This is a genomic window from Streptomyces sp. SAS_281 (genome assembly GCF_052542855.1).
The window spans coordinates 19,507-42,781 of record NZ_JBMNDO010000008.1; the positions used below are offsets into that span (position 1 = coordinate 19,507).

The 23,275-nt window shown below is 69.5% G+C and carries 22 protein-coding genes; 15 read left to right on the forward strand and 7 right to left on the reverse strand.

Translation table 11 applies throughout. The annotated features are described in order from the left end of the window. Position 1: 1 nt before the first annotated feature. Positions 2-457, forward strand: coding sequence for a YchJ family protein (locus tag ACN6LM_RS05130; RefSeq protein ID WP_445064062.1), 456 nt, complete (start codon positions 2-4; stop codon positions 455-457). 9 nt (positions 458-466) lie between these two features. Here ACN6LM_RS05130 and ACN6LM_RS05135 read toward each other — a convergent pair whose 3' ends face one another. The 6 genes from ACN6LM_RS05135 to ACN6LM_RS05160 all read right to left on the reverse strand — a co-directional run bounded on the left by ACN6LM_RS05135 (position 467) and on the right by ACN6LM_RS05160 (position 6,985). Then, entirely contained in the window at positions 467-2,539 is a 2,073-nt protein-coding gene (locus ACN6LM_RS05135) for an MDR family MFS transporter (protein ID WP_445064063.1), read from the reverse strand. A 55-nt stretch (positions 2,540-2,594) separates the two neighbouring features. Beyond that, on the reverse strand, positions 2,595-3,422 hold the full coding sequence (locus ACN6LM_RS05140; RefSeq protein WP_445064064.1) for a hypothetical protein: 828 nt from the start codon (positions 3,420-3,422) through the stop codon (positions 2,595-2,597). Positions 3,423-3,503: 81 nt separating this feature from the next. Then, on the reverse strand, positions 3,504-4,718 hold the full coding sequence (locus ACN6LM_RS05145; RefSeq protein ID WP_445064065.1) for an acyl-CoA dehydrogenase family protein: 1,215 nt from the start codon (positions 4,716-4,718) through the stop codon (positions 3,504-3,506). A gap of 4 nt (positions 4,719-4,722) precedes the next feature. Continuing rightward, entirely contained in the window at positions 4,723-5,196 is a 474-nt protein-coding gene (locus ACN6LM_RS05150; RefSeq protein WP_132901571.1) for an SCP2 sterol-binding domain-containing protein, read from the reverse strand. A 93-nt stretch (positions 5,197-5,289) separates the two neighbouring features. Continuing rightward, positions 5,290-5,553, reverse strand: a complete 264-nt coding sequence (locus tag ACN6LM_RS05155) for a hypothetical protein (protein WP_026243061.1) — start codon at positions 5,551-5,553, stop codon at positions 5,290-5,292. Positions 5,554-5,770: 217 nt separating this feature from the next. Then, positions 5,771-6,985, reverse strand: a complete 1,215-nt coding sequence (locus ACN6LM_RS05160) for a helix-turn-helix domain-containing protein (RefSeq protein ID WP_402328418.1) — start codon at positions 6,983-6,985, stop codon at positions 5,771-5,773. A gap of 757 nt (positions 6,986-7,742) precedes the next feature. Here ACN6LM_RS05160 and ACN6LM_RS05165 point away from each other — a divergent pair. From ACN6LM_RS05165 to ACN6LM_RS05175, 3 genes are all read left to right on the forward strand, one after another. Further along, a complete protein-coding gene (locus ACN6LM_RS05165; protein ID WP_402328420.1) occupies positions 7,743-8,360 on the forward strand; it encodes a hypothetical protein in 618 nt (205 codons plus the stop codon). Between the two features lie 349 nt (positions 8,361-8,709). Beyond that, positions 8,710-9,087, forward strand: a complete 378-nt coding sequence (locus ACN6LM_RS05170) for a hypothetical protein (protein ID WP_445064066.1) — start codon at positions 8,710-8,712, stop codon at positions 9,085-9,087. Positions 9,088-9,216: 129 nt separating this feature from the next. Continuing rightward, positions 9,217-10,749, forward strand: coding sequence for a DUF6801 domain-containing protein (locus tag ACN6LM_RS05175; RefSeq protein WP_445064067.1), 1,533 nt, complete (start codon positions 9,217-9,219; stop codon positions 10,747-10,749). Positions 10,750-10,830: 81 nt separating this feature from the next. On the opposite strand, the gene ACN6LM_RS05180 is transcribed toward ACN6LM_RS05175, so the two are convergent. Beyond that, positions 10,831-11,763 carry a hypothetical protein gene (locus ACN6LM_RS05180; protein ID WP_445064068.1) on the reverse strand — a complete coding sequence of 311 codons (933 nt, stop codon included), beginning with the start codon at positions 11,761-11,763 and terminating at the stop codon, positions 10,831-10,833. Between the two features lie 770 nt (positions 11,764-12,533). Between ACN6LM_RS05180 and ACN6LM_RS05185 the strand changes: the two genes are divergently transcribed. The 11 genes from ACN6LM_RS05185 to ACN6LM_RS05235 are packed head-to-tail and all read left to right on the forward strand — an operon-like array spanning position 12,534 to position 23,200. Beyond that, positions 12,534-13,529 (forward strand): ABC transporter ATP-binding protein, encoded by a 996-nt coding sequence (locus tag ACN6LM_RS05185; RefSeq protein ID WP_445064069.1) that lies wholly within the window; start codon positions 12,534-12,536, stop codon positions 13,527-13,529. Beyond that, on the forward strand, positions 13,526-14,386 hold the full coding sequence (locus tag ACN6LM_RS05190; protein WP_445064070.1) for an ABC transporter permease: 861 nt from the start codon (positions 13,526-13,528) through the stop codon (positions 14,384-14,386). Before ACN6LM_RS05185 ends, ACN6LM_RS05190 begins: the two co-directional genes overlap by 4 nt. Positions 14,387-14,389: 3 nt before the next feature. Beyond that, positions 14,390-15,193 (forward strand): MlaE family ABC transporter permease, encoded by an 804-nt coding sequence (locus ACN6LM_RS05195; protein WP_445064071.1) that lies wholly within the window; start codon positions 14,390-14,392, stop codon positions 15,191-15,193. Further along, positions 15,193-16,497 carry an MCE family protein gene (locus ACN6LM_RS05200; RefSeq protein ID WP_445064072.1) on the forward strand — a complete coding sequence of 435 codons (1,305 nt, stop codon included), beginning with the start codon at positions 15,193-15,195 and terminating at the stop codon, positions 16,495-16,497. Before ACN6LM_RS05195 ends, ACN6LM_RS05200 begins: the two co-directional genes overlap by 1 nt. After that, a complete protein-coding gene (locus tag ACN6LM_RS05205) occupies positions 16,494-17,525 on the forward strand; it encodes an MCE family protein (RefSeq protein ID WP_445064073.1) in 1,032 nt (343 codons plus the stop codon). The genes ACN6LM_RS05200 and ACN6LM_RS05205 overlap by 4 nt, the downstream gene beginning before the upstream one ends. Beyond that, on the forward strand, positions 17,522-18,538 hold the full coding sequence (locus ACN6LM_RS05210; RefSeq protein WP_445064074.1) for an MCE family protein: 1,017 nt from the start codon (positions 17,522-17,524) through the stop codon (positions 18,536-18,538). Before ACN6LM_RS05205 ends, ACN6LM_RS05210 begins: the two co-directional genes overlap by 4 nt. Before the next feature lies 1 nt (position 18,539). After that, positions 18,540-19,652, forward strand: a complete 1,113-nt coding sequence (locus ACN6LM_RS05215; RefSeq protein WP_445064075.1) for an MCE family protein — start codon at positions 18,540-18,542, stop codon at positions 19,650-19,652. Next, on the forward strand, positions 19,649-20,818 hold the full coding sequence (locus ACN6LM_RS05220) for an MCE family protein (protein ID WP_445064076.1): 1,170 nt from the start codon (positions 19,649-19,651) through the stop codon (positions 20,816-20,818). Before ACN6LM_RS05215 ends, ACN6LM_RS05220 begins: the two co-directional genes overlap by 4 nt. Further along, positions 20,818-22,080 (forward strand): MCE family protein, encoded by a 1,263-nt coding sequence (locus ACN6LM_RS05225; protein WP_445064077.1) that lies wholly within the window; start codon positions 20,818-20,820, stop codon positions 22,078-22,080. Before ACN6LM_RS05220 ends, ACN6LM_RS05225 begins: the two co-directional genes overlap by 1 nt. Continuing rightward, positions 22,077-22,598, forward strand: a complete 522-nt coding sequence (locus tag ACN6LM_RS05230) for a hypothetical protein (protein WP_445064078.1) — start codon at positions 22,077-22,079, stop codon at positions 22,596-22,598. The genes ACN6LM_RS05225 and ACN6LM_RS05230 overlap by 4 nt, the downstream gene beginning before the upstream one ends. Next, on the forward strand, positions 22,595-23,200 hold the full coding sequence (locus ACN6LM_RS05235; RefSeq protein WP_445064079.1) for a hypothetical protein: 606 nt from the start codon (positions 22,595-22,597) through the stop codon (positions 23,198-23,200). Before ACN6LM_RS05230 ends, ACN6LM_RS05235 begins: the two co-directional genes overlap by 4 nt. Positions 23,201-23,275 lie beyond the last annotated feature (75 nt).

A 23,275-nucleotide genomic window follows, 5' to 3' on the forward strand; every position in this document is an offset into this window, starting at 1 on the left:
CATGTCCCGACGCACCTCCCGCTCCCGGCGCACGTCCGCCGCGAGCCCTCGCACCGCCCCCGCTCCCGAGATCAGCGCGGCTTCGCCGTGTCCCTGCGGGCTGCCCGCCGCCTACGCCGAGTGCTGCGGCCGGCTGCACGCGGGGGCCCCCGCCGCCACCTGCGAGGCGCTGATGCGGTCGCGGTACGCCGCCTTCGTCGTCCGGGACGCGGCGTATCTGCTGCGCACCTGGCACCCGGACCACCGCCCCGACGTACTCGACCTCGACCCCGGGCAGCGCTGGCAGGGCCTGGAGATCCTGGAGACCACGGAGGGCAGCGCCTTCCACACCACCGGGACCGTCACCTTCCGCGCCCACTGCACGGTGGGCGGGCGCGCCGATTCCCTGCACGAGAAGAGCCGCTTCGTTCGGTACGAGGGCGCCTGGGTCTACGAGACCGCCGTCTTCGCGGTCTGAGGCGGGGCCTCAGACCGGCGCGCCCGCCGGGGCGACCGGCGCCAGCTCCTGCGTCAGGTCCTCCGCGAGCAGCCGCTTCGCGATCACGTCGACCGCGGCGCGCAGCCGGGCGTCGTCCGGGCGACCGCCGTCCTCGCCCAGCCGGCCGTTGAGCCAGTGGGCCCAGGCGTCCGTGATGGTCCGCGCCTCGCGGGCGCCGGCCGCGGTGTGCTGGAACAGGTGGCCGTCGCCGGTGAGGAAGCCCTCCTCGATCATGCGGTCGAAGACCGGCACCAGGACCTCCGGCGGAATCCGGTGCCGGGCCGCGATCAGCCGGAGCCCCGCGTGGCCGACCATCCGCGTGAACAGCTCGACCTGCATCACCGCCCAGGCACCCGCCATGTCGAGCCGGGTGTCCGATTCCGCGACGATCCGCCGCGCCGTCTCCGGCCCCACCCGCCGCAGCACCTTGGCCACCGAGAATTCGAGCAGCCGGGCCGAGTCCTGGGTGTTCGGCGAGGCGAAGCCCTCACCCATGTCCGTCGAGCCCGCCCGTACGGTGTCGCGCAGCTTCACCTGCTTGAGGAACAGCGCGACGACGAACCCGAGCAGTGCCACGGGCACCGTCCACAGGAACACCGTGTGCAGGGTGTCCGCGTATGCCTGGGCCAGCGGCTCCGACTGTGCGGCGGGCAGGGCGTGCAGTCCCTCCGGGCTCTGGGACGCCTTCGCCAGCACGGCGGGATCGCCGCCCGCCCGCGCCGCCTCGGTGATCCCGTCCCTGAGGTGCGGGCCGAGGGCGTTCGCGTAGATCGTCCCGAAGACGGCGGTGCCGAAGGAGCTGCCGAGCGTACGGAAGAAGGTGACGCCCGAGGTCGCCGTGCCCAGGTCCGCGTAGTCCACGGTGTTCTGCACGGCGATCGTGAGGACCTGCATGGAGAGCCCGATGCCGATGCCGAGCACCAGCATGTACAGCGACTCCAGCCAGACCCCGCTGTCCGGGCCCATCCGGGAGAGCAGGAACAGGCCGGCCGCCATGACCAGCGAGCCGATGATCGGGAAGATCCGGTAACGGCCGGTCTTGCTGACCACGTTGCCGCTGAAGATGGACGCGGCGAGCAGGCCGACGACCATCGGCAGCGTCCGCACGCCCGACAGGGTCGCCGAGTCGCCGTCCACGTACTGGAGGTAGGTCGGCAGGAAGATCATCGCGCCGAGCATCGCGAACCCGACGATGAAGCTGAGGATCGAGCAGACCGTGAAGACCGGGTTGCCGAAGAGCCGCATCGGCAGCATCGGCTCCTTCGCCCGGAACTCGACGAGGCAGAACAGCGCGAGCGCCACGATCCCGAGGACGAACAGGCCGATGATGACGCCGGAGCCCCAGGCGTACTCGTTGCCGCCCCAGCTGGTGGCCAGGATCAGGGCACTGGCCCCGACCGTGACCATCGCGATGCCCAGGTAGTCGATGACCGGCCGCCCGGCCGCCTTCACGGACGGGATCGTACGGGCGGCCGCGATGACCACCGCGATCGCGATCGGCACATTGACGTAGAACGCCCAGCGCCAGGTCAGATGGTCGGTGAACAGCCCGCCGAGCAGCGGTCCGATCACCGTCGACACGCCGAAGACGGCCCCGATCGCGCCCTGGTACTTTCCCCGGTCGCGCAACGGGATGACATCGGCGATGAGCGCCATCGAGGTGACCATCAGGCCGCCGGCGCCGATGCCCTGGAGGCCGCGCCACACGATCAGCAGCGTCATGTTCGTCGCGAGCCCGCAGAGGAACGAACCGGTGATGAAGATGACGGCGGACAACTGGAAGACGATCTTCCGCCCGAACAGGTCGCCGAACTTGCCGACCAGCACCGTCGCCACCGTCTCCGCGAGGAGATAGGCGGTGACCACCCACGACATGTGAGCGGCGCCCCCCAGGTCCGAGACGATCGTCGGCAGCGCGGTACCCACGATCGTCTGGTCCAGGGCGGCCAGCAGGATGCCCAGCACGATCGTGGCGAAGACGATGTTGCGGCGGCGCGGATCGAGCACGGGCGGCGCGGCGGCACTCTGCGCGGCGGGGGCGGTCTCGCTGGCAGTGGTCACCTTTGCACCCTCACATCGCTCGGTGTCACCCGCATGCGGGGCACGTCCGGACGTGTCAGGCGAGCAGATCCCGCAGCGAGGCCGTCATGCGGGAGGCGAATGCCTCCCGGACGTGGGCGGCTACCCGGTCCAGCGAGAGATACGGGTTGAGGTCTTCCAGTTCCACGAGGAGCAGGCCGCCGTCCGCCGTCCGGCAGGCGTCCACCCGCTGGATGCCGTGGTCCAGCGTGTTCCACTCCACGAACGACCGGGCGAACGCCAGATCCGCCGCGCTCGGCTCGTACGGATCGAGGACCCACCGCCGCTCCGGGTCCGGGGCATGCAGCGCGTACTGGAAGTCGTGGTCGACGTAATAGAAGGACACCTCGTAGCGGAAGTCGATCCGGGGCTGGACGAGCAGGGTTCCGTCGGCGTCCGGATCGAGCTCGGGCGTCGTCACGAAGCGCAGGCCCACCGAGTCCGCGCCCAGCTTCGGCTTGACGGCGTAGCCGTCGGCGTGCGGCAGCAGCCCGAGGTCGGCCGCCCGGTCCACGGTGGGGATGACCGGGTATCCGGCCCGGCTCAGGTCCACGAGGTACTGCTTGCCCGCCATGTCACCGCGGCCGGTCAGTGGGTTGTAGACCGGGGTGCCCAGTTCCGAGGCCCGCGCCCGGAAGGTGTCGTACGCCTCCTGGTAATGCAGGACCGGGCCGCTGTTGCGTACGACGACGGCGTCGAATCCGTCCAGCAGGGCGGCGGCGTCGCGCGGGTGGCAGAGCGCGAGGTCGAAGTCCTCGCGGAGACGCGCCGTCAGGCGGATGTCCTCGTCGCAGTAGCGCCGGCCGCGCGCCTCGTAGGCGAGGTCGGTGACGAAGAGGAGGGACGGGCGCGGGACGGCGGGCATGGCGTTTCCCCCGGGTGCGGCGGCGTGCGGACCCGCTCATCCTCGCTGGCCCGGTTCCGCACCCGCCCGCCGCCCCCGCGCTCAGCGGATGTGGCGCCCGGAGATCGCCCGTGCGATGACCAGGCGCTGGATCTCGCTGGTCCCCTCGAAGATCGTGTAGATCTTGGCGTCCCGGTACATCCGCTCCACCGGGTGCTCCCGGCTGTAGCCGGCGCCGCCGAGGATCTGGACGGCCTTCTCCGTGGCGGCCACTGCGAGTTCACCGGCGCGGAGCTTGGACATGGAGCCCTGTCCGGCGTCGAAGGTGCGGTCGTTGCGGGCCATCCATGCGGCCTGCCAGATCAGCAGCCGTACGGCCTCGATCTCGGTACGGATGTCGGCCAGTGCGAATGCGATCGACTGGTTCTCGATGATCGGCCGCCCGAACGCCTCGCGGTCGCCCGCGTACTCCAGCGCGTATTCGTACGCCGCGCGCGCGATGCCCAGCGCCTGGGCGCCGACCGTGGGGCGGCTGACCTCGAAGGTGGCCATCGCGGCCTGCCCCTTGGCGGTGGAGCCCTCGCGGGCGCGGGCGAGGCGGGCGTCCAGCTTCTCCTTGCCGCCGAGCAGGCAGTGCCCCGGCACCCGTACGTCGTCCAGGAAGACGTCCGCCGTGTGCGAGGCGCGCAGGCCGAGCTTCTTGATGGTGCGGCTCGCGGCCAGGCCCTTCGTGCCGGGCGGCACGATGAACGCGGCCTGCCCGCGCGCCCCGAGCGCCGGGTCGACCGAGGCGACGACGACGTGGACCTCCGCGATGCCCCCGTTGGTGATCCATGCCTTCTGGCCGGAGATCACCCACTCGTCCTTCGCCTCGTCGTACCGGGCCTTCGTGGTCATCGCGGAGACGTCGGAGCCGGCCTGCGGTTCGGACACGCAGAACGCCGCGACCTTCGGGTCGTCCTCGTCGCCGTAGCACTGGGGCACCCACTCGGCGAGCTGGTCCGGGGTGCCGGAGGCGAAGATCCCGGCGACCGCGAGCGAGGTGCCGAACAGGGCCATGCCGATGCCGGCGTCACCCCAGAACAGCTCCTCGTTGGCTATCTGGAGGGAGAGCCCCGACGGGTCGCCGTACATGTCGGCCAGCGACTCGAACCCGTAGAGACCGATCCGGGCGGCCTCCTGGATCACCGGCCAGGGCGTCTCCTCGCGGGCGTCCCACTCGGCCGCCGCCGGGCGCACCACCTGGGCGGCGAAGCCGTGCACCCAGTTGCGCAGGTCCTGATGCTCCTCGGTGAGCGCGAGGGAGAAGTAGCTCATCGGCTCACGCCTTCGGGATGTCGAAGTAGCGCGTGAGGCCCGAGGCCAGGCCGACGTCACCGGCCACCTTCAGCTTGCGCATCATGAACATGGTGATGGGGTTGCCGTTGCCGGAGACCAGCTTCAGGAACTCCGCGTCCGCCATGATCAGCGTCGTACGCGGCTCCGCCTCCGAGCGGCCCTCGCTGACGGCGCAGGTGCCGTCCGCGATCGAGGTCTCGTAGACCACCTCCGTGTCACCGGTGATCTTCCAGCGGATCAGCGCCGTGAGCGCCCCGGCCGCCTCCGGGCGGAACTGCTGCTTCATCCGGCCGAAGACCTCGCCGAGCACCCGGGTGCGCAGTTCGCCGTGCATGACCTCGCCGAGCTGCTTGGCGGACAGGCCCTTCACGATCCGCGCGAACTCCTCCGGGGAGACGGCCGCGAAGTCGAGGGCGGCCAGTTCGTCGGTGACATTGCCGCTGCTGTTGTCGGCCACGCCAGTTCCTTACTCTGGAGTAAACTTACTTTTGAGTAAGGTAAGGGTGCGGCGGTCTCTTCGCAAGGTGCCGGAGCGGGTCGTCCCGCGCGGTCACCAGGCGGAACCGGGGCGCACTACCAGCCGGGGATGGTGGGCGGCGAGCACCTTGTTGGCGCGGGCCAGCTCCGACAGGGCCTGCTCGCGGTCGGCCTGGTCCTCGATGCCGAGCCGGGGCCCCCGGAACCTGCGGACCTCCCGCGCGGCGCAGTCGGCGTCGAACTCGGCCTGGAGGATGTGCGCGGGGGTGCAGGCGCCGATGAGCGCGGCGATGCGGTCCGGGATGGGGACGGGGACGAGGAGGTGCGAGGCGGTCATGGGGGGTTCCCTCTCGATGGTGGCCAGGAGGTCGGGCGTCGGACCGCCGTGTGGGCGGACCGACGCCACTCCATATAACGAGACGCAGTTCCTGGTTTCTCGTTGAGTACGTCTCCGTGCGGCAACCGTTTGGGAATGACCGGCTATTTCCCCTTACCAGCAAGTAGGTTGACTTCGCGTGAGGTGCTCGTCGGGCCGAAGGTGCGTCGCGCGCTGTTCAGATGGGTGTGTCGTTGCTGCGGGCCCGCAGCTGCATGGCGCGGAGCACGGTCTCCGTGGAGAACCGCGCCTCCGGATCGACCAGTTGATCGCCGAAGATCGATTCCAGATTGCGCATCCGGTAGCGGACGGTCTGGGGGTGTACGTCGAGCAGCTCGCCCATCTGGGCCGCCGTGCCCCGGGTGTCGAGCCAGATCCTGAGGGTTTCGATGAGCCGTTCGCGCCGGTTGGCGCTGATGTTGGCCATCGGGGCGAGTTCGCGGCGCGCGAGCTGGTCGAGGAGGACCGGATCGGAGAGCAGCCACAGGGTGATGAGGTGGTCCTCGCAGAGGATGGCGGGCGCGTCGTCGATGACGCCGGCGTCCACGAGTTCCAGCACCCGCCGGGCCCACCGGACGGAGTCCGACGCCAGGGATGCGGGGACGGTGAGGCCGATGGCGGCGCGGACCCCCGGGAGCGCGTGCTCCAGCATGCGTCTTCGCATGTCGTCGAAGGGGCCCGGGATCAGTAAGTGCGGCTGCGGGTCCGTGAAGTCGACCAGTACGTCGCGGTCCATCGCCAGCCGGTCCAGATCGGGGGACGGGCGGACGGCCACCAGGGTCACCTCGTCCGGCAGCGTCCAGCCGGTCTGCTCGCACAGCTCCGCGATGGCCACGCGCGGCACCGGCCGCCCGGCGAGGATCAGGTGGAGCAGCCTGCGCCGCAGGGTGTCCGTGTGGTCGTCGGAGGCGGACCGCACCTCCAAGTACCCCTCGCGCGACAGGGCTTCCAGCTCGTCCACGTAACTGAACAGTGCGTCCGCGAACGTCAGCATCATGGTGGGGGAGAGGTTGTAGCGCCTGCCGATCTTCTTCGCGCGGCGGAGGGCCACCCGGGCGCCCAGCCGGTACGCCCCCTGCAACTGGTCCAGGCTGCGTCCCTCGTACGCCTCGAACCGGCCGAACCTGCGGCACATCTCGTCGCGCAGCGCGGAGGGGGCGGACGGCTCGGCCACCTGGTCCACGAACACGGAGATGCTCTGCTCGACGCCGACCCGGATGCCCTGGCCGTACGGGCCGTCGAGGAGTCGCGCGTACTCGGGGTAGGCGCGGGTGACCTCAAGGCCGATCTCCTTGATGAGGCTGGGCAGTTCGGGCCGCACGATCGTCGCGAACTCCTGCGGCAGCGGTCCCAGCGGCTCTCCCAGCTCCGAGGGTTGCGCGACTCCCGGCATACCTTGACCCCTTCTTGCTCTTCGGCGCCCGATGGGGGGTGACGGACGGGAGAGCGCTCCCAGCCGTTCTCAGGTGCGTACCAACTTCGGCTGCCGAAGATAGTCCACGTATGTGGCTCTGAACACAGGCAGGACAAGACGAAATGTATGGGCCATGTATCGGCTGTTTTCAGCCACCGCTTCGATGGGCCCCCGCACTCGCGACCGACTCGCGGATGACTCGTGCGGCGCTGATGCGGGGGCCAGGATTCCGGTAATGCGGCGGTGGCTCCGCCGCGTGGTCCCGGCTCCCCGAGAAATTTCCCCCTCGCTATTCGCGGTGAATTCCACTGGGCCGGCGGGAGGAAGTCAAGGGTGTGGCGGGGCGATCGGCGCGTTGGGCGGGTGAGGCCGTACGTCAGGGCCGTGACGTGGGGCGTTAGGTTGAGCGGGGTGCCGTTCCGTCATCGGGTGAGCAGGAGCCGGCGTCCCGGCTCCCGGGGAACTGCTCACTTCTCGATAAAAAATCCGCGCGCCGTACTCGCCTCGCAAGCAATTTCTGAGAGAGAACGATGATTGTGGAGATTCTTTGTCCCAGCGTGTTGCGGAGCGACATTACTCGCCCGTAGCGTCATCGCCGAACGCAAGAGGTCGAGCAGCCCGTCGGGTCGGACTGCCACATTCCTGTCTCGTGACCCCCCACTCCGGGAGCGCCCCTTACCCGGCCGGAAGTGGCCCCCCGGTGTAGGTCACACACCCTCGAAGGGAACCGGATTCCGTGAACACCCTTGCACGTAGAGCCGCAATCATCGCCACCGCCGCCAGCGCCGCCCTCGGCATGGCCGCCACCTCGGCGTCCGCCGGCGCCACGGCCTCGTGGTCGGCGACCCCGAACGGCGCGTACACCGCCAGCGCGGCCAACCCCACGCTGACCGTCCCCGCCGCGACCCTGACGTGTGCCTCCTCCAACGTGACCGCGGGCAACGTCGCCGCGACCAGCGCCACGGGGGCCAACATGGCAACCATCGGCACGATCGGCTTCACCAGCTGCACGGTCGGTGGCATCAGCTTCACCGTCTCCATGACCGCGACGCCGTGGGCGATCAACGTCACCGGGGTGGACCCCTCCAACGCCAACCGGGTCAAGGGCAACGTCACCGGTATCTCGGCCCACATCAGCGGCTTCGGCTGCGCCGCCGACTTCAAGGGCAAGGCGTACGGGTACTACGACAACAGCACCGGCAGGCTGGTCATCGACGGCTCGGGCACGGAGCTGAAGGCGTCCAACGCCAACTGCCTCGGCCTGATCAACAACGGCGACGTGGCCTCCTTCAAGGCCTCGTACCTCGTCAAGGTGACCTCGACGGGCACCTCGCCGAAGATCACGACGCCGTAAGGACCCGGGAGTACACGGGTACGGGACGGCCGCGAAGCCTCTTCGCGGCCGGCCCGGCCTTCTCGTTGGGGGCGTCGCCGAGGCGGCGCCACGACCCAGAGGATGTGAGTTCGTGAACTTCCCCGCACGACGGTTCACCGTCGTGGCCGCTGCCCTTGCTGCTGCCCTCGGGATGGCCGTGTCGTCGCCCTCGGCCGCCACGACAGGCTCGTGGAGCGTGACGCCCGCAGGGGCGTACACCGCTCACGCTGTCCAGCCCTGGCTGGATGTTCCGGCCGCGGCACTGGCATGCGCCTCCCTCGACGTGACCGCTGGGAAGCTCGAGGCAACCACTGCGACCGGAGGCCGGATGGGCGCGATCGACGCAATCGCCACCGACTGCTCGATCGGTGGCATCGAGTTCGTCATGACGAAGGGCGCTGCTCCGTGGGCCATCCACCTCCTCGGGCAGAACGCTTCCCATGCGACGTGGGTGGACGTACGTGTCAGCGACGTCTCGGCACGCTGGCAGGGGTTCGGTTGCACCGCCGACTTCAAGGGGACGCTCCACGGGCACTACGAGAACGACACCGGCAACCTCGTCCTCGGTGACACGGCCGGTGGCCTGCTCACCTCTGGTGCGAACTGCCTTGGGCTCATCAACAACGGCGACGTCGTCTCGCTCCACGCCTCGTTGCACATGGTCATGGCGTCATCCGGCACAGCACCAGTGATCAGGGTCTCGTAGAGCTCAAGGCGCCGGCGTGGGCCGACCGCGATGTTTCTCCGGTCGGCCCGGCCTCAGTGATTCCGGCGTTCGCGGGCGGGCGCCACCGCAGTTGTACTACCGATCGCACCCGTGGAGGACAACCCCGACATGCACACCCAGATACCCGTGACCCGTGCGGGGCGTTCCGTGAAGGTCGCCTCCGTTGCCGGTCTCGCCCTGCTCGCCGGTCTGTTGTCCGGCGGAGGTTCGGCCGCTGACGAGAGCACCGGACCGGTCGGCTTCGCCGCAGCCTGTGGGGCCGAGAACAACGACACGGGCGCCGTGACGGCAGCGGTCGGCGTTGCGGCGGACGTGCCGGCGACCGGCGAGGTCGGCCGCCCGGTACAACCGGGGCCCGTGACGCTCACCGTCACCCTCTCGCGGGCAGACCTCGCGGGGCTGCTGCCGGAAGGCACCGAGGCGTTCGTGAGCCGGGCGTCGCTCAAGGTGAGAGTCGCCCAGAACGGCGAGTCCACAGAGGCCCCGTGGGAGCTGCACGCGCCGAGCACCCCCCTTCCCGCCGACGGTGACGTAGCGCTCGTCCACTCCGGGGAGGTCCCGTACGTGACGCTGGGGTCCGCGGGTGACGTCGACTTCTCCGTCAAGGAGCTGACGATCGAGCTGCGGTCCGCCACGGCGGAACCCGAGAAGACCGCGCCCCCTCTGACCACGGTGACGTGCCGGTTGAAGGAGGGCGAGAACGGTCACCTCGCGATCACGCGTGTGACCGACGGCACCGGCACCGGCGTCGAGCCGTCGGGCACCCCCGAGACGTCCCCCACTCCGGTTGGTGGCTCCGGCCGGACGAGGGACAAGGACATCGCGGTGGAACCGTCGGCCGCTGAGGAAGACGAGGACCCCGACTACTGCCCGGTCGACCCGCCAGTGGGAGAGATGGACTCGAGCCACGCACCACAAGCCTCGCCGGGCCGTCCTGTCAATGTGCTGGAGCTCCCGGGTGCTTTCATGTGTGCCAACGTGCTGGGTCTTGCCAATGTGCAGAAGCTGAACGGGGCCATGGTCGTCAATGACCCCGATCACCCGGCGCTCATCTCCGTCCTGTCGACGAAGCGCGTATCAAGCCGGGAGGCGGACGATTGGGAGGATCCGGAGGGCCGCGGACGCTACATCCGCATCGACAACCTCGCGAACATCGAACTCCCGGACGCCGATTCCACCTTTCTCACCTTCGGCTTCCAGCCGGTGACGGCGAAGGTGTCCTTCGAGACCGGACCTATGACCATCTCCATCGGCAACATCGGTTACGACCTCGACGCCGCGTTCTCCACGGTCTACTTCAAGCAGTCCCTGCGCATCCACGACGTCAAGGTCAACGGCACGCCGTTGGGCGTGGGAAACAATTGCAGGACGGCGAAGCCGTTCGATGTCCTGCTGAGCGGCGGGTCAGCGTATACGAACGTGGCCCTGGGCGGACGCCTGGACGGCGAGGTCACCATCCCGCCCTTCACCGGCTGCGGCACGGGCGGCGAAGACTTGAACCCGCTGTTCACCGCCGCGATCTCGGGCCCGGGTAACCGGATCTTCATGAACCAGGCTCCGACCTGTTACCCCGCTTTTCCCGAGAGCTCCTACTGCCCGCCCGCTCCGGCGGAACTGCCCGGCACGAAGCCCAAGTCCTAGCCCGCCGTCCGGCCGGCGCACCCCGAAGGGGCCACCTCCGCCAGGGAGGTGGCCCCTTCGTACTCCGGAACGCGAGGACGGCTACCGCGCCGCCGAGTGCCAGTACTGCGACATGACCTTGCCCGCGTTCGGGGCGATGTCACCCGGGGCGGCCATCGCCGCCACGTCGGTCTGCGCGCTGTTCAGCGTGACGCTGTTCTTGCCCGCGGCCGCCGGCAGACCCGTCTTCAGGTTGACCGCCCAGTTCAACGAGCCGAGCAGACCGCAGCCGTTGGTGCCGGGGACCGCGTACGTCGTGTCGGTCTGGGTGGCGCCCTGGAGGCTGAGCCGGCTCATCGGGCCGTTCGGGTCCGGGGTTCCGTCACCGGCGAAGTTCTCGCTCGTGACGGCCGGCTGGGTCAGGTTCTGCGGCTTCAGCAGGATCGGGTCCGAGGCGGAGCCGATGTAGCACTTGTCGCCGAGGAGCGGGTTCTGCAGGTGGATGCGGACCGGGAGGGTGATGATCGGCTTGCCGGTGGTCGCGCCCGCCAGGAGCTGGAAGCCGGTCGGAGTGTTGACCGACTCGAGGGTCGCCGTCACCCGGTTCAGGCTGGCGTCGGTGAGCGTGTTGCAGATGCCCGTGATCACGGGGACGTTGCTGGGGCACATCAGGCCGAGCAGACCGCCCGGCACCTTCGCGGAGTCCGCGACGAGTGCTCCCCCCTTCGGGGAGACCACGGTCGAGACGGCGCCGGGGTGGTTGACCACGCCGATCTGGAGGTCGCTGGCGCCGAAGGGCACCACGGTGTTGCCCAGCTTGATGGAGCCGCTGTCCGAGTGCGAGGTGACGCAGATGGCGATGTCCGTCGCCCCGTCCGCCGCCAGCATGGCCGGGTCGTCCACCGGGCAGCGGCTGAAGGGAGCCCAGTCGCCGTTCAGCTGAGTGGCGGCCGTGGCCGACCCGATGGAGGCGACGGCGGCGAGAGCGGTGAAGGAGGCCAACAGCCCCACACGTACCCGGTTCGAGGTTCTCATGTCTTCCCCTTGTTTCCGATGTGCGCAGCGAATTGAGCACGGAATGCGGAATGCGGGTGCCGGGACGCGTCGGACGGGGCCGATACGAAATCCCATTCACCGAGCCGTGAGGTTACTGGCGGGAAACACCGGTACACAATCCCGCCGTATGAGAATCTATGGACGGGGTGCGCATCTCCGTCAGGGGTGAGTACGGGATCCGGCCTTCTTGTCACATCGTGCGCAGACCCTCGCGGGCGCCGCCGAGACTCCGGCCGGTCGGATATGCGGAATCCTGTCCGCCACTTGTGCATTCGAGCCGGTCCCGAGTGCTTCTCGATGCGCTGTGCGGCGCGCGGGCGCCGCCGGCGGGGCCCGGAACTTGTCACCCGGCGACAGTTTTTCCGGCCGCTCTGCTCAGTCGATGCGAAAGAAGCGACCCCATTGCACTCTCGCGCGAAAACTTGATGACCTGGTATTGCGGCCCAGGTTACTCACCCGTAGCGTCGCCTCCGTCAGCAACTCCTCCGGCGCGTCCGGAGATTGCTCACCCGTCGGCAGAGAGCCCGGACGCATGTCCGGCCCTTCTGGGCCGCGGGGTTCCGGCCTGCACCGACGGACGGCAGTGCGCAGTACTTCACAAGATCGGAACCGGAATTTGTCATCCGATGACAAGCGGACCGGATCTTTGCGAATGGGCTGCTCAAGGGCTTGTCCTGGCGGTGCCGGTGAACTTAACGTGCGCCCCTCAGCGCATTTCTGTCACTTCGTGAGCGCACGCAGGAGGTGGGATGGGAATCGAAGTAGTGGTCGAAGGGCTCACCAAGTCTTTCGGCAAGCAGAACATCTGGCAGGATGTGTCGCTCACGCTTCCCGCAGGCGAGGTCAGTGTCATGCTCGGCCCGTCCGGGACGGGAAAGACGGTGTTCCTCAAATCCATCATCGGCCTGCTGAAACCCGAACGCGGTCGCGTTCTCGTCAATGGCGTCGACATGGTGAACGGCTCCGAGCGGGACATCATGGAGACGCGCAAGCTCTTCGGCCTCATGTTCCAGGACGGCGCCCTTTTCGGGTCGATGTCGCTTTTCGACAACATCGCGTTCCCGCTCCGGGAGCACACCCGCAAGAAGGAATCCGAGATCCGCCGCATCGTCATGGAGCGGATCGACGTCGTGGGCCTCCTGGGCGCGGAGAACAAGCTCCCCGGCGAGATATCCGGCGGTATGCGCAAGCGGGCCGGCCTCGCCCGGGCCCTCGTCCTGGACCCGCAGATCATCCTCTGCGACGAACCGGACTCCGGCCTCGACCCGGTCCGCACCGCGTACATCTCCCAGCTCCTCGTCGACCTCAACGCGCAGATCGACGCGACGATGCTCATCGTCACCCACAACCTCGACATCGCCTCCACCGTGCCGGACAACATGGGGATGCTGTTCTGCCGCAACCTCGTCACCTTCGGGCCCCGCGAGGTGCTGCTCACCAGCGACCTGCCCGTCGTGAACCAGTTCCTCGCCGGCCGCTGCGAGGGGCCCATCGGCATGTCCGAGGAGAAGGACGCCGCCACCCTCGCCGCCGAGCAGCTGAACGGCTACGGCCAGGGCATCAGCTCGGCCAACGCCCCGCGCACCGTCGTCCCGCAGCTGGAGCCCACGCCCGGCCTGCCGGTGCGCCAGGGCGCCCTGCGCCGCCGGGAGCGCGTCATGTCGATGCTCGGCGAGCTGCCGGAGGCCGCCCGCACCGCGATCCTCAACAGCTACAGCCCCGCCGTGGGCGGTGGACGCCGGTGACCGCCCCCATGCCCGTACGGCCCCCCGGCGAACCGGAGCCGGTGGACCGCGCCCCTGAGCCCGCGAAGGCGCCCGAGGCCCCGCGCCCCAGCAGGCTCGCCGCGCCGCTGCGCGAGACCGGGCGGCTGTTCGCGCTGGCCGGGACCGTGACCCGGGAGACCTTCCGACGGCCTTTCCAGGTGCGGGAGTTCATCGAGCAGTTCTGGTTCGTCGCCAGCGTGACCATCCTGCCCGCCGCCCTCGTGTCCATCCCGTTCGGCGCGGTCATCGCCCTCCAGGTCGGCTCGCTCACCCAGCAGCTCGGCGCCCAGTCCTTCACCGGCGGCGCCAGCGTTCTCGCCGTCATCCAGCAGGCCAGCCCGATCATCGTGGCGCTGCTGGTCTCCGGGGCCGCCGGGTCCGCGATCTGCGCCGACCTCGGCTCCCGCAAGATCCGCGAGGAGCTGGACGCCATGGAGGTCATGGGCGTCTCGCCCGTGCAGCGCCTGGTCGTCCCGCGCGTGCTCGCCACCATGCTCGTCGCGGTCCTGCTCAACGGCCTGGTGTCCGTCGTCGGCACCCTCGGCGGCTACTTCTTCAACGTGATCATGCAGCACGGCACCCCGGGTGCGTACCTCTCCAGCTTCTCCGCCCTCGCGCAGCTGCCCGACCTCTACGTCAGCGAGGTCAAGGCCCTGATCTTCGGCTTCATCGCCGGCATCGTCGCCGCCTACCGCGGCCTCAACCCGCGCGGCGGGCCGAAGGGGGTGGGCGACGCGGTCAACCAGTCCGTCGTCATCACCTTCATGCTGCTGTTCTTCGTGAACATGGTCCTCACGGCGATCTACCTGCAGATCGTTCCCGCGAAGGGGAGCTGACCCATGTCAATGCTCGGCTGGCTCGACAGATCCGGTGACCAACTCGCCTTCTACGTACGGGCACTGATCTGGATACCCCGCACCCTGCGCCGCTACCTCAAGGAGGTCCAGCGCCTCCTGGCCGAGGTCGCCTTCGGCAGCGGCGGCCTCGGCGTCGTCGGCGGCACCATCGGCGTGATGATCGCGATGACCCTGGCCACCGGCACGGTCGTCGGACTCCAGGGGTACGCGGCCCTCAACCAGATCGGCACCGCCGCGTTCACCGGCTTCGTCTCCGCCTACTTCAACACCCGCGAGATCGCTCCGCTCGTCGCCGGACTCGCCCTCTCCGCGACCGTCGGCGCCGGCTTCACCGCGCAGCTCGGCGCCATGCGCATCAACGAGGAGGTCGACGGCCTCGAATCGATGGGCGTGCGCTCGATGCCCTACCTCGTCACCACGCGCATCATCGCCGGGGTCGTCGCGATCATCCCGCTGTACGCGATCGGGCTGCTCTCCTCGTACGTCGCGTCCCGCTACGTCACCGTCCTGTTCAACGGGCAGTCGGCGGGCACGTACGACCACTACTTCAATCTCTTCCTGTCCCCGGCGGACGTGCTCCTGTCGGTGCTCAAGGTGCTGATCTTCAGCGTCATGGTGATCCTCGCCCACTGCTACTACGGCTTCCACGCCACCGGCGGTCCCGCCGGGGTCGGGGTGGCCGTCGGCCGGTCGGTGCGGAACGCGATCGTGCTGATCAGCGTCACCGACTTCTTCCTCTCGCTCGCCATCTGGGGCGCCACGACGACCGTGAAGGTGGCCGGCTGATGACCTCACGCGCCGCCCGGGCCACCGCCCGAAGAACCGCCGGAGTCGCCCTCTTCCTCGTGCCCGCCGTCCTCATCTGGGTCTCGGTCTCGGTGTACGAGAAGGACTTCACGCACGACGCGACCGTCACCGTGCACGCGTCGAGCGTCGGCAACGAGATGCACGAGAACGCCGACGTGAAGCTGCGCGGCGTGGTCGTCGGCCAGGTCCGGAACATCTCGGCCGACGGCGACGGGGCCCGGCTCACCCTCGCGATCAAGCCCGACAAGCTGGACCGCATCCCGGCCGACGTGTCCGCCCAGATGCTGCCCACCACGCTCTTCGGGGAACGGTTCGTCGCCCTCGTACCGCCCCCCGTGCCCTCGACCGAGACGCTCGGCGCCGGCGACGTCATCCCGCAGGACCGGTCCAGCAACGCCATCGAGCTGGAAGAGGTCCTCGACAACGTCCTGCCGCTGCTCACCGCCGTGAAGCCGGAGAAGCTGTCCGCCACCCTCAACGCGGTCTCCACCGCACTGGAGGGCCGGGGCGAGAAGCTGGGCGACACGCTGGTGAAGCTCGACGCCCACCTCCAGCGGTTCAACCCCCAGCTCCCCACGCTCAACGAGGACATCAAGGAGCTCGTCAAGGTGAGCCGGCTCTACGCGGACTCCGCCCCCGACGTCCTGGACGCCCTCACCGACTTCACGACCACCAGCGGCACCCTCGCCGAACAGCAGGAGAACCTCGCGAACGTGTACGGCTCCACCACCGCCTCCGCCCGCGACGTCACCGCCTTCCTCCAGCGGAACAAGGACAACCTCATCCGGCTCGCCGCCAGCGGCAGGCCCACCCTGGAGACCCTGGCGAAGTACTCCTCGGAGTTCCCCTGCACCCTGCGCACCGTGGCCAACTTCGTCCCGGCCATGGACAAGGCACTCGGCAAGGGCACCGACCAGCCCGGGCTGCACGTGACGCTCAAGACCGTGCCGTCCAAGGGGAAGTACGTCGCGGGCAAGGACACCCCGGTCTACAACGCCACCGGCGGACCGCACTGCTACTCCATCCCGTACGTCGGCCAGACCGTGCCCACCGCCGACGCCAGGACCGCCGCCGACACCGACCGGGCGGACCCGGACCCGGCCACGCCGGTCGAGATCCCCGCGGCCGACCCGTCGCTCGGCATGCCCAACTCGCCGCAGGAGAGCCGCCTCGTCAACGAGCTGGTCGCTCCCTCACTGAAAGTCCGGCCGCAGGCCCTGCCCGAGTGGAGCAGCGTGCTCATCGGCCCGGCCTTCCGCGGTGTGGAGGTGAAGCTCAAGTGAAGCGCCGCTCCCTCGCGGGACCGCTCGCGAAATCGATCGTGTTCATCGTGGTGACGAGCCTGGCCACCACGGTCCTGGCCCTGTCCATCGCCAACACCGGTGTGGGCGAGACCCGTTCGTACAAAGCCCGGTTCACCGACGCCACCGGACTCATCGTCGGGGACAGCGTCCGCGTCGCCGGAGTCAAGGTCGGCCAGGTCGAATCGGTCGAGGTCGCCGACCGCCGGGTCGCCGAGGTCCGCTTCAGCGTCCGCAGGAGCAAGAAGCTCCCGGCCTCCGTCACCGCGTCGATCAAATACCTCAACATGGTCGGCCAGCGCTACATCGACCTGGACCAGGGCGCGGGCCCCGTCGGCGAGAGCTTCGCCCCGGGCGCCACCATCCCGCTGTCGCGCACCACCCCGGCGCTCGACCTCACCCAGCTCTTCAACGGCTTCCAGCCCCTCTTCGAAGGGCTCTCACCACCCGACGTCAACGAGCTGGCCGGCTCCATCGTCCAGGTGCTCCAGGGCGAGGGCGGCACCGTCGACTCCATCCTCCAGCACGTCGGCTCGCTGACCGGCACGGTCGCCGCCAAGGACAAGGTGATCGGCGAGGTGATCAAGAACCTCAACTCGGTCCTGAAGACCGTCAACGACCGGGAAGCCGGCTTCAACGACCTGGTCGACACGCTCCAGGCCCTCGTCACCGGCTTCGCGGGCGACCGCAAGCCCCTCGGCGAGGCCGTCACCGCGATGGGCGCCCTCACCACGGTCACCGCGGACCTCTTCGAGGACGGCCGCAAACCCCTCAAGGACGACATCAAGCAGCTCGGCCGCCTCTCCGGGAACCTGGCCGACAACACCCCGAAGATCGAGAACTTCCTCCAGAAGACCCCGGCCAAGATGGCGGCCATCAGCCGCCTCACCTCGTACGGCTCCTGGCTCAACCTCTACCTCTGCGAGGCCAAGGTCAGCGGCGTGACGACCAGCGACGGCAGCACCCCGCCGACCGGCATCGAGATCACCCAGCCGAGGTGCCTGTCATGATCAAGCCGATACGCCACCGCAACCCCGTCGCCGTCGGCATCGTGGGCCTGCTCCTGCTCGCCCTCGTCGGATTCGGCGCCTACCGGGCCGACTCGCTCCCCTTCATCGGCGGCGGTACCACCTACAGTGCCGACTTCACCGAGTCCGCCGGGCTCAGCGAGGGCGACGAGGTCCGCATCGCCGGCGTCAAGGTCGGCAAGGTCACCGGCGTCTCCCTGGACGGCGCCAAGGTGAAGGTCACCTTCAAGGTCGAGGACGCCTGGATCGGCAACGCCAGCACCGTCGGCATCGCCATCAAGACGCTCCTCGGTGAGAAGTACCTCGCCGTCGACCCGCTCGGTGACTCCCCGCAGGACCCGGACGAGCGCATCACGGCCTCCCGCACCACATCCCCGTACGACGTCACGCAGGCGTTCAACGGACTGGGCGAGACCATCGGGGAGATCGACACCGCACAGCTCGCCAAGAGCTTCGAGACGATCTCCGCCACCTTCAAGGACTCCCCGCCCGACGTGAAGAGCGCCGCGAAGGGGCTCTCCGCGCTGTCGAAGACCGTCTCCGAACGCGACGCCCAGCTGGCCACCCTGCTCAAGGGCAGCAAGCAGCTCACCAAGACCCTCGCCAACAAGAAGAGCGGCTTCGAGACCCTCCTGGACGACGGCAACCTGCTCCTCGGCGAGATCCAGGCCCGCCGCGACTCCATCCACCTGCTGCTCACCGGCACCCGCGACCTGGGCACCCAGCTCACCGGTCTCGTCTCCGACAACAACAAGCAGCTGAAGCCGACCCTCAAGGCGCTCGGCCGGGTCACCGCGGTCCTCAAGAAGAACCGCAAGAGCCTCGACCAGGTGCTCGCGCTCGCCGGCTCCTACAACCGGCTCGTCGGCAACACCCTCGGCAACGGCCGCTGGTTCGACAACTACGTCTGCGGGGTCGTTCCGAAGAACTACCTGCCCGCCGACACACCCCCGGCGACCGGCTGCATGCCGCCGAAGCAGGAAGGCGGGCACTGAGATGAGACTCACCCGCGTCATCGGCCTCGGCGCCGGGCTCGTCGTCGTGGCCGTCGCCGCCACCTCCGGGGTCTCGGCCCTGGAGGAGCAGGGCGGCACCACCGTCACCGCCTACTTCGACCAGGTCACCGGCGTCTACGCCGGATCCGACCTGCGCATACTCGGCGTCCGCGTCGGCCGCGTCGAATCCGTCGAACCGCGCGGCAAGGACGTCAAGGTCGTCCTGCACATCGACAAGGGCGTCCGGGTCCCCAAGGACGCGCACGCCGTCGTCGTCGCCCCCAGCCTGGTCGCCGACCGGTACGTCCAGCTGGCCCCCGCCTACACCGGGGGAGCGGCCATGGAGGACGGCGCGCAACTGCCCGCCGCCGACAACGCCGTCCCGGTGGAGGTCGACCAGCTCTACGCGTCCATCACCGAACTGTCCACCGCGCTCGGCCCCGACGGGGCGAACGCCGAAGGGGCCTTCGCCGGGCTCCTGGACACCGGGGCCAAGAACCTCAAGGGCAACGGAAAGGACATCGGCGACTCCATCGAGCAGTTCGGCAAGGCGACCAAGACCCTGGACAAGTCGAGCGGCAACCTCTTCGACACGCTGTCCTACCTCCAGACCTTCACCACCATGCTGAAGGACAACGACGGCAACGTCCGCGCCGCCGAGCAGCAGCTGGACTCCGTCACCGGCTTCCTCGCCGACGACAAGAAGAACCTCGGCGCCGCCCTCAAGGAACTCGGCACCGCGCTCGGCCAGGTGAAGACCTTCATCAAGGACAACCGGGGCGAACTCAAGAAGAACGTGGACGCGCTCGTGCCGATCACCCAGGCCCTCGTCGACCAGCGCGCCTCACTGGCCGAGTCGATGGACGTCCTGCCGCTCTCGGCGGGCAACGTCCTCAACGCCTACGACCCCGAGCACCGCACCCTCAACGGCCGGACCAACCTCAACGAACTCAGCATGGGCGGCCCGCTCCTCGAATCGAGCCTCGCCCTCCAGGGGCTCTCCCCGGTGGACGCCGAACGGCGGAAGGCCCTGCCCGCGCTGCCGCTCCCGGCCGTGGGCACGGTCTACGGCACGCCCAAGGACGCCAAGGACACGAAGGGGGCGAACCGATGAACCGGAGACCGCGCAGACCCGCGGCCCTCGGCACCACGGGCGGGCCGGCACTCGTCGCACTCGGCCTGTGCTGCACCCTCTTCGTCACCGGATGCGGAGCCCCGCACTTCTCCGGCATCGAGGACCTGCCGCTGCCCGGCGGCGCCGACCTCGGCGACCACCCGTACGAGATCACCGCGGACTTCGGGGACGTGCTCAGCCTCTCCCCGCAGTCCTCGGTCAAGGTCAACGACGTCGCCGTCGGCCGGGTCACCGAGATCTCGCTGGCGCCCGACGGCTGGCAGGCCCGGGTCACCATGAAGGTCAACGGGAAGATCGACCTGCCCGGCAACGCCTACGCCCACCTGGAGCAGTCCAGCCTGCTCGGCGAGAAGTACATCCAGCTCACTCCGCCCGCCAGGGGCAAGGAGCAGGGCACCCTCGCCGACGGCGACCGCATCCCGCTGACCCGTACCAACCGCAACCCGGAGGTCGAAGAGGTCTTCGGCGCCCTGTCCATGCTCCTCAACGGCGGCGGCGTCCAGCAGCTCAAGACCATCACCACCGAACTCAACAAGGCCCTGAGCGGGCAGGAACCCCAGGTCAAGTCCATGCTCCACCGGGTCGACAAGCTCGTCACCAACCTGGACGACCACCGAGGCGACATCACCGCCGCGCTCGACGGCGTCAACCGTCTGTCCAGCACCCTCGCCGGCCGCAAGCAGCAGGTCGGCACGGTCCTCACCGAACTCAGCCCCGGCATGAAGGTCCTGGAGAAGCAGCGCGGCTCGCTCATGACGATGCTCCGCTCCCTGGACACCCTCTCCGACGTCGCCGTCACCACCATCAACCGGAGCAAGGCGGACACCATCGCCGACCTCAAGGCCCTCGCCCCCACCCTGCGCGCCCTCGCCGACTCCGGGAACGACCTGCCCGACTCGCTCCAGGTGCTGCTCACCTACCCGTTCACCGACGAGGTGCTGCGCGGCGTGAAGGGCGACTACCTCAACGTGTACCTGGACATGACGGCCGAGCCCGGCACCCAGATCATCCCCGCCTACGACCCCGACGCGGAGACCCCGCCCGCTCCGGCCCAGGCGGTCGCCGGTGCCGGTCTGCCGCTGCCCCTCCCCGCCACCTCGGCACCGACGACGAGCCGGCCCACGGACTCGAAGGGGAGCAACTGATGATCACCCTCGCCATCCGGCTCAAGAACATCGCCTTCCTCATCGTCTCCGTGCTGGTGCTCGGCTTCCTCGGGGTGCGCTACGCCGACCTCGGCCATTACGTCGGCATGCGCGACTACTACACCGTCAAGATGCAGCTCCCGCGCACCGGCGGCCTCTTCACGCACTCCAACATCACCTACCGAGGGGTGTCGGTCGGCCGGGTCGGGGCCATCGAACTCACCGACGACGGCGTCGAGGCCGAGTTGCGGATCAACAAGTCCGCCCCGCGCATCCCCGACGGCCTCAAGGCGGTCGTGGCCAGCCTCTCCGCCGTCGGCGAGCAGTACGTCGACCTGCGGCCGACCCGCACCGAGGGCCCCTACCTCGCGAACGGCTCGGTCATCGACGAGGCCGAGACCACCGTTCCGGCGCCCGTGACGAACGTGCTCACCAGCGTCAACGACCTCACCTCCTCGGTCGATCTGGAGTCCCTGCGCACCGTCGTGGACGAGTTCGGCACCGCGTTCAGCGGGCGCGGCGACGACCTCCAGGTCCTCCTGGACACCGGCAGCGAGTTCGTGGACGCCGCCGACGACGCGCTGCCCGTCAACACCAGGCTGATGGAGGACGGCAGGACCGTGCTGCGCACCCAGGTCGAACAGGGCGAAGCGCTCAAGGGTTTCGCCTCCGGCGCGAAGGAGCTGGCCGCCCAGCTCAAGGGGTCCGACACCGACCTGCGCAAGCTGATCGCCGCCGCCCCCGACGCGACGAACCAGATCAGCGGACTGCTCCGGGACGTCGAACCCAGCTTCGGGGTCGTCGTCGCCAACCTCCTCACCACCTCCGACGTCGCCGTCACCCGCCAGCGCGGCCTGGAGGAACTGCTCGTGAAGCTCCCCGCCGTCGCGGCGGCCGGGGCCAGCGCGGTGGACGAGGACGGGGCCCGGTTCGGCATGTCGATCTCCTTCTTCGAGCCGCTGCCCTGCACCGCCGGGTACGAGGGCACGACCTACCGCAACGGCCTCGACCTCTCACCCGCCCCCGCCGTCAACACCAAGGCCCGCTGCACCGCCTCACCCGGCACCGGCGTCGACGTCCGGGGCAGCGCCAACGCCCCGACGGGCGGCCCGCTGCCCGAACCGGCGAAGGCCGGCGCGCTGCTCCTCGGGGACACCGAGGAAGACCGGCTGCCCGGTGCGCTCGGCGCGGCGACCGACACGGCACCGGAGGCCCGGGGCATGGCCGGGTTGCTCGGCCTGGGACAGGAGGACGGCGAGTGAACCCCCGTACGCGCAGCCTCGGCGGCTGGGCCGTCCTGCTGATCGCGGCCCTCGTCTGCGCCTTGGGCGGCTGGTCGTACGCCCAGGCACGCGGCGACGGCGACCTGGCCTACGCCAAGAGCCGGGACGCCGCCCTCGCGGACGGCCGGCAGGCGCTGGCCCGGCTCAACACGCTGGACGGCAAGGACGCGACGAGCGTGGACGCGGGCCTGGCCGGCTGGCTGGAGTCCGCCACCGGCCCGTTGTACGACCAGCTGAAGCGGACCCGGAAGAAGGATGCCGCCGACCTCAAGGCGTCCGGCGCCACCGCGCGCGGCAAGGTCACCGACGCCGCGCTCACGGAGCTGGACGAGCGGACCGGCACCGCGCTGATGATCGCGACCGTCGACGTCGAGGTCGCCCCGCGCACCGGCAAGGCGGGCACCGAGCGCAAACGCTTCGAGGCGACGCTCGCCCGGACCGGGGACGGCTGGAAGATCAAGGCGCTCACGGCGCTCGGCATAGGGAGCGGCGCATGAACACGGACGTCGAGGACAACGAGGACACCGCGACGGCGGCCGAGGTGGAGCCGGAGGCAGTAGCGGATGCCCCGGAGCGGACGGACGACGACACCCGGACCGCCCGCCGCGGGCCGCGCGTCCTCGCCGCGGTCCTCGTCGTCGCCCTGCTCGCCGCCGGGGCCGTGATGTACGTGGCGGGGAGGCAGCTGCGGGACACACCCGCCACCTCCAACCTGGCGCTGACCGACAGCGCGGCGACCGCCCAGGTGGCCGGCGAGGTCACCAACGCCCTCGGCAAGGTCTTCTCGTACAGCCCCGAGGGCACCGCCGCCACCAAGGCGTCCGCGCAGAAGCTGCTCGCGGGCAAGGCGCTCCAGCAGTACGCGGCACTGTTCGGCCAGGTCGAGAAGCAGTCGGCCGACCAGAAGCTCACCCTCACCACCCATGTCGTGCGCGCCGGGGTGACCCGGCTGACGCCCGACAGCGCCCATCTGCTCGTCTTCCTCGACCAGGTGTACGAGCGCAAGGGGAAGGCCGCGAGCAAGGCGGCCGCACAGCTCTCCGTCACGGCCCAACGGCGCGAAGGGCACTGGACGATCGTGGAGATCACCTCCCGGTAGCTCCGAGAAGGCACCACCGCACCACCGAGCAAGGACAGCACAGCACGGCGGGACCGCCGGCAGGGAGAGGCAGCG

What these genes read in the sequence shown, in the direction of transcription:
- ACN6LM_RS05215 (WP_445064075.1), top strand. Translation starts at nt 18,540, where the DNA reads ATGAGACTCACCCGCGTCATCGGCCTCGGCGCCGGGCTCGTCGTCGTG.
- ACN6LM_RS05170 (WP_445064066.1), top strand. Translation starts at nt 8,710, where the DNA reads ATGGGCGCGATCGACGCAATCGCCACCGACTGCTCGATCGGTGGCATC.
- ACN6LM_RS05130 (WP_445064062.1), top strand. Translation starts at nt 2, where the DNA reads ATGTCCCGACGCACCTCCCGCTCCCGGCGCACGTCCGCCGCGAGCCCT.
- ACN6LM_RS05155 (WP_026243061.1), bottom strand. Translation starts at nt 5,553, where the DNA reads ATGACCGCCTCGCACCTCCTCGTCCCCGTCCCCATCCCGGACCGCATC.
- ACN6LM_RS05145 (WP_445064065.1), bottom strand. Translation starts at nt 4,718, where the DNA reads ATGAGCTACTTCTCCCTCGCGCTCACCGAGGAGCATCAGGACCTGCGC.
- ACN6LM_RS05175 (WP_445064067.1), top strand. Translation starts at nt 9,217, where the DNA reads ATGCACACCCAGATACCCGTGACCCGTGCGGGGCGTTCCGTGAAGGTC.
- ACN6LM_RS05220 (WP_445064076.1), top strand. Translation starts at nt 19,649, where the DNA reads ATGAACCGGAGACCGCGCAGACCCGCGGCCCTCGGCACCACGGGCGGG.
- ACN6LM_RS05210 (WP_445064074.1), top strand. Translation starts at nt 17,522, where the DNA reads ATGATCAAGCCGATACGCCACCGCAACCCCGTCGCCGTCGGCATCGTG.
- ACN6LM_RS05235 (WP_445064079.1), top strand. Translation starts at nt 22,595, where the DNA reads ATGAACACGGACGTCGAGGACAACGAGGACACCGCGACGGCGGCCGAG.
- ACN6LM_RS05195 (WP_445064071.1), top strand. Translation starts at nt 14,390, where the DNA reads ATGTCAATGCTCGGCTGGCTCGACAGATCCGGTGACCAACTCGCCTTC.
- ACN6LM_RS05180 (WP_445064068.1), bottom strand. Translation starts at nt 11,763, where the DNA reads ATGAGAACCTCGAACCGGGTACGTGTGGGGCTGTTGGCCTCCTTCACC.
- ACN6LM_RS05200 (WP_445064072.1), top strand. Translation starts at nt 15,193, where the DNA reads ATGACCTCACGCGCCGCCCGGGCCACCGCCCGAAGAACCGCCGGAGTC.
- ACN6LM_RS05140 (WP_445064064.1), bottom strand. Translation starts at nt 3,422, where the DNA reads ATGCCCGCCGTCCCGCGCCCGTCCCTCCTCTTCGTCACCGACCTCGCC.
- ACN6LM_RS05160 (WP_402328418.1), bottom strand. Translation starts at nt 6,985, where the DNA reads ATGCCGGGAGTCGCGCAACCCTCGGAGCTGGGAGAGCCGCTGGGACCG.
- ACN6LM_RS05185 (WP_445064069.1), top strand. Translation starts at nt 12,534, where the DNA reads ATGGGAATCGAAGTAGTGGTCGAAGGGCTCACCAAGTCTTTCGGCAAG.
- ACN6LM_RS05225 (WP_445064077.1), top strand. Translation starts at nt 20,818, where the DNA reads ATGATCACCCTCGCCATCCGGCTCAAGAACATCGCCTTCCTCATCGTC.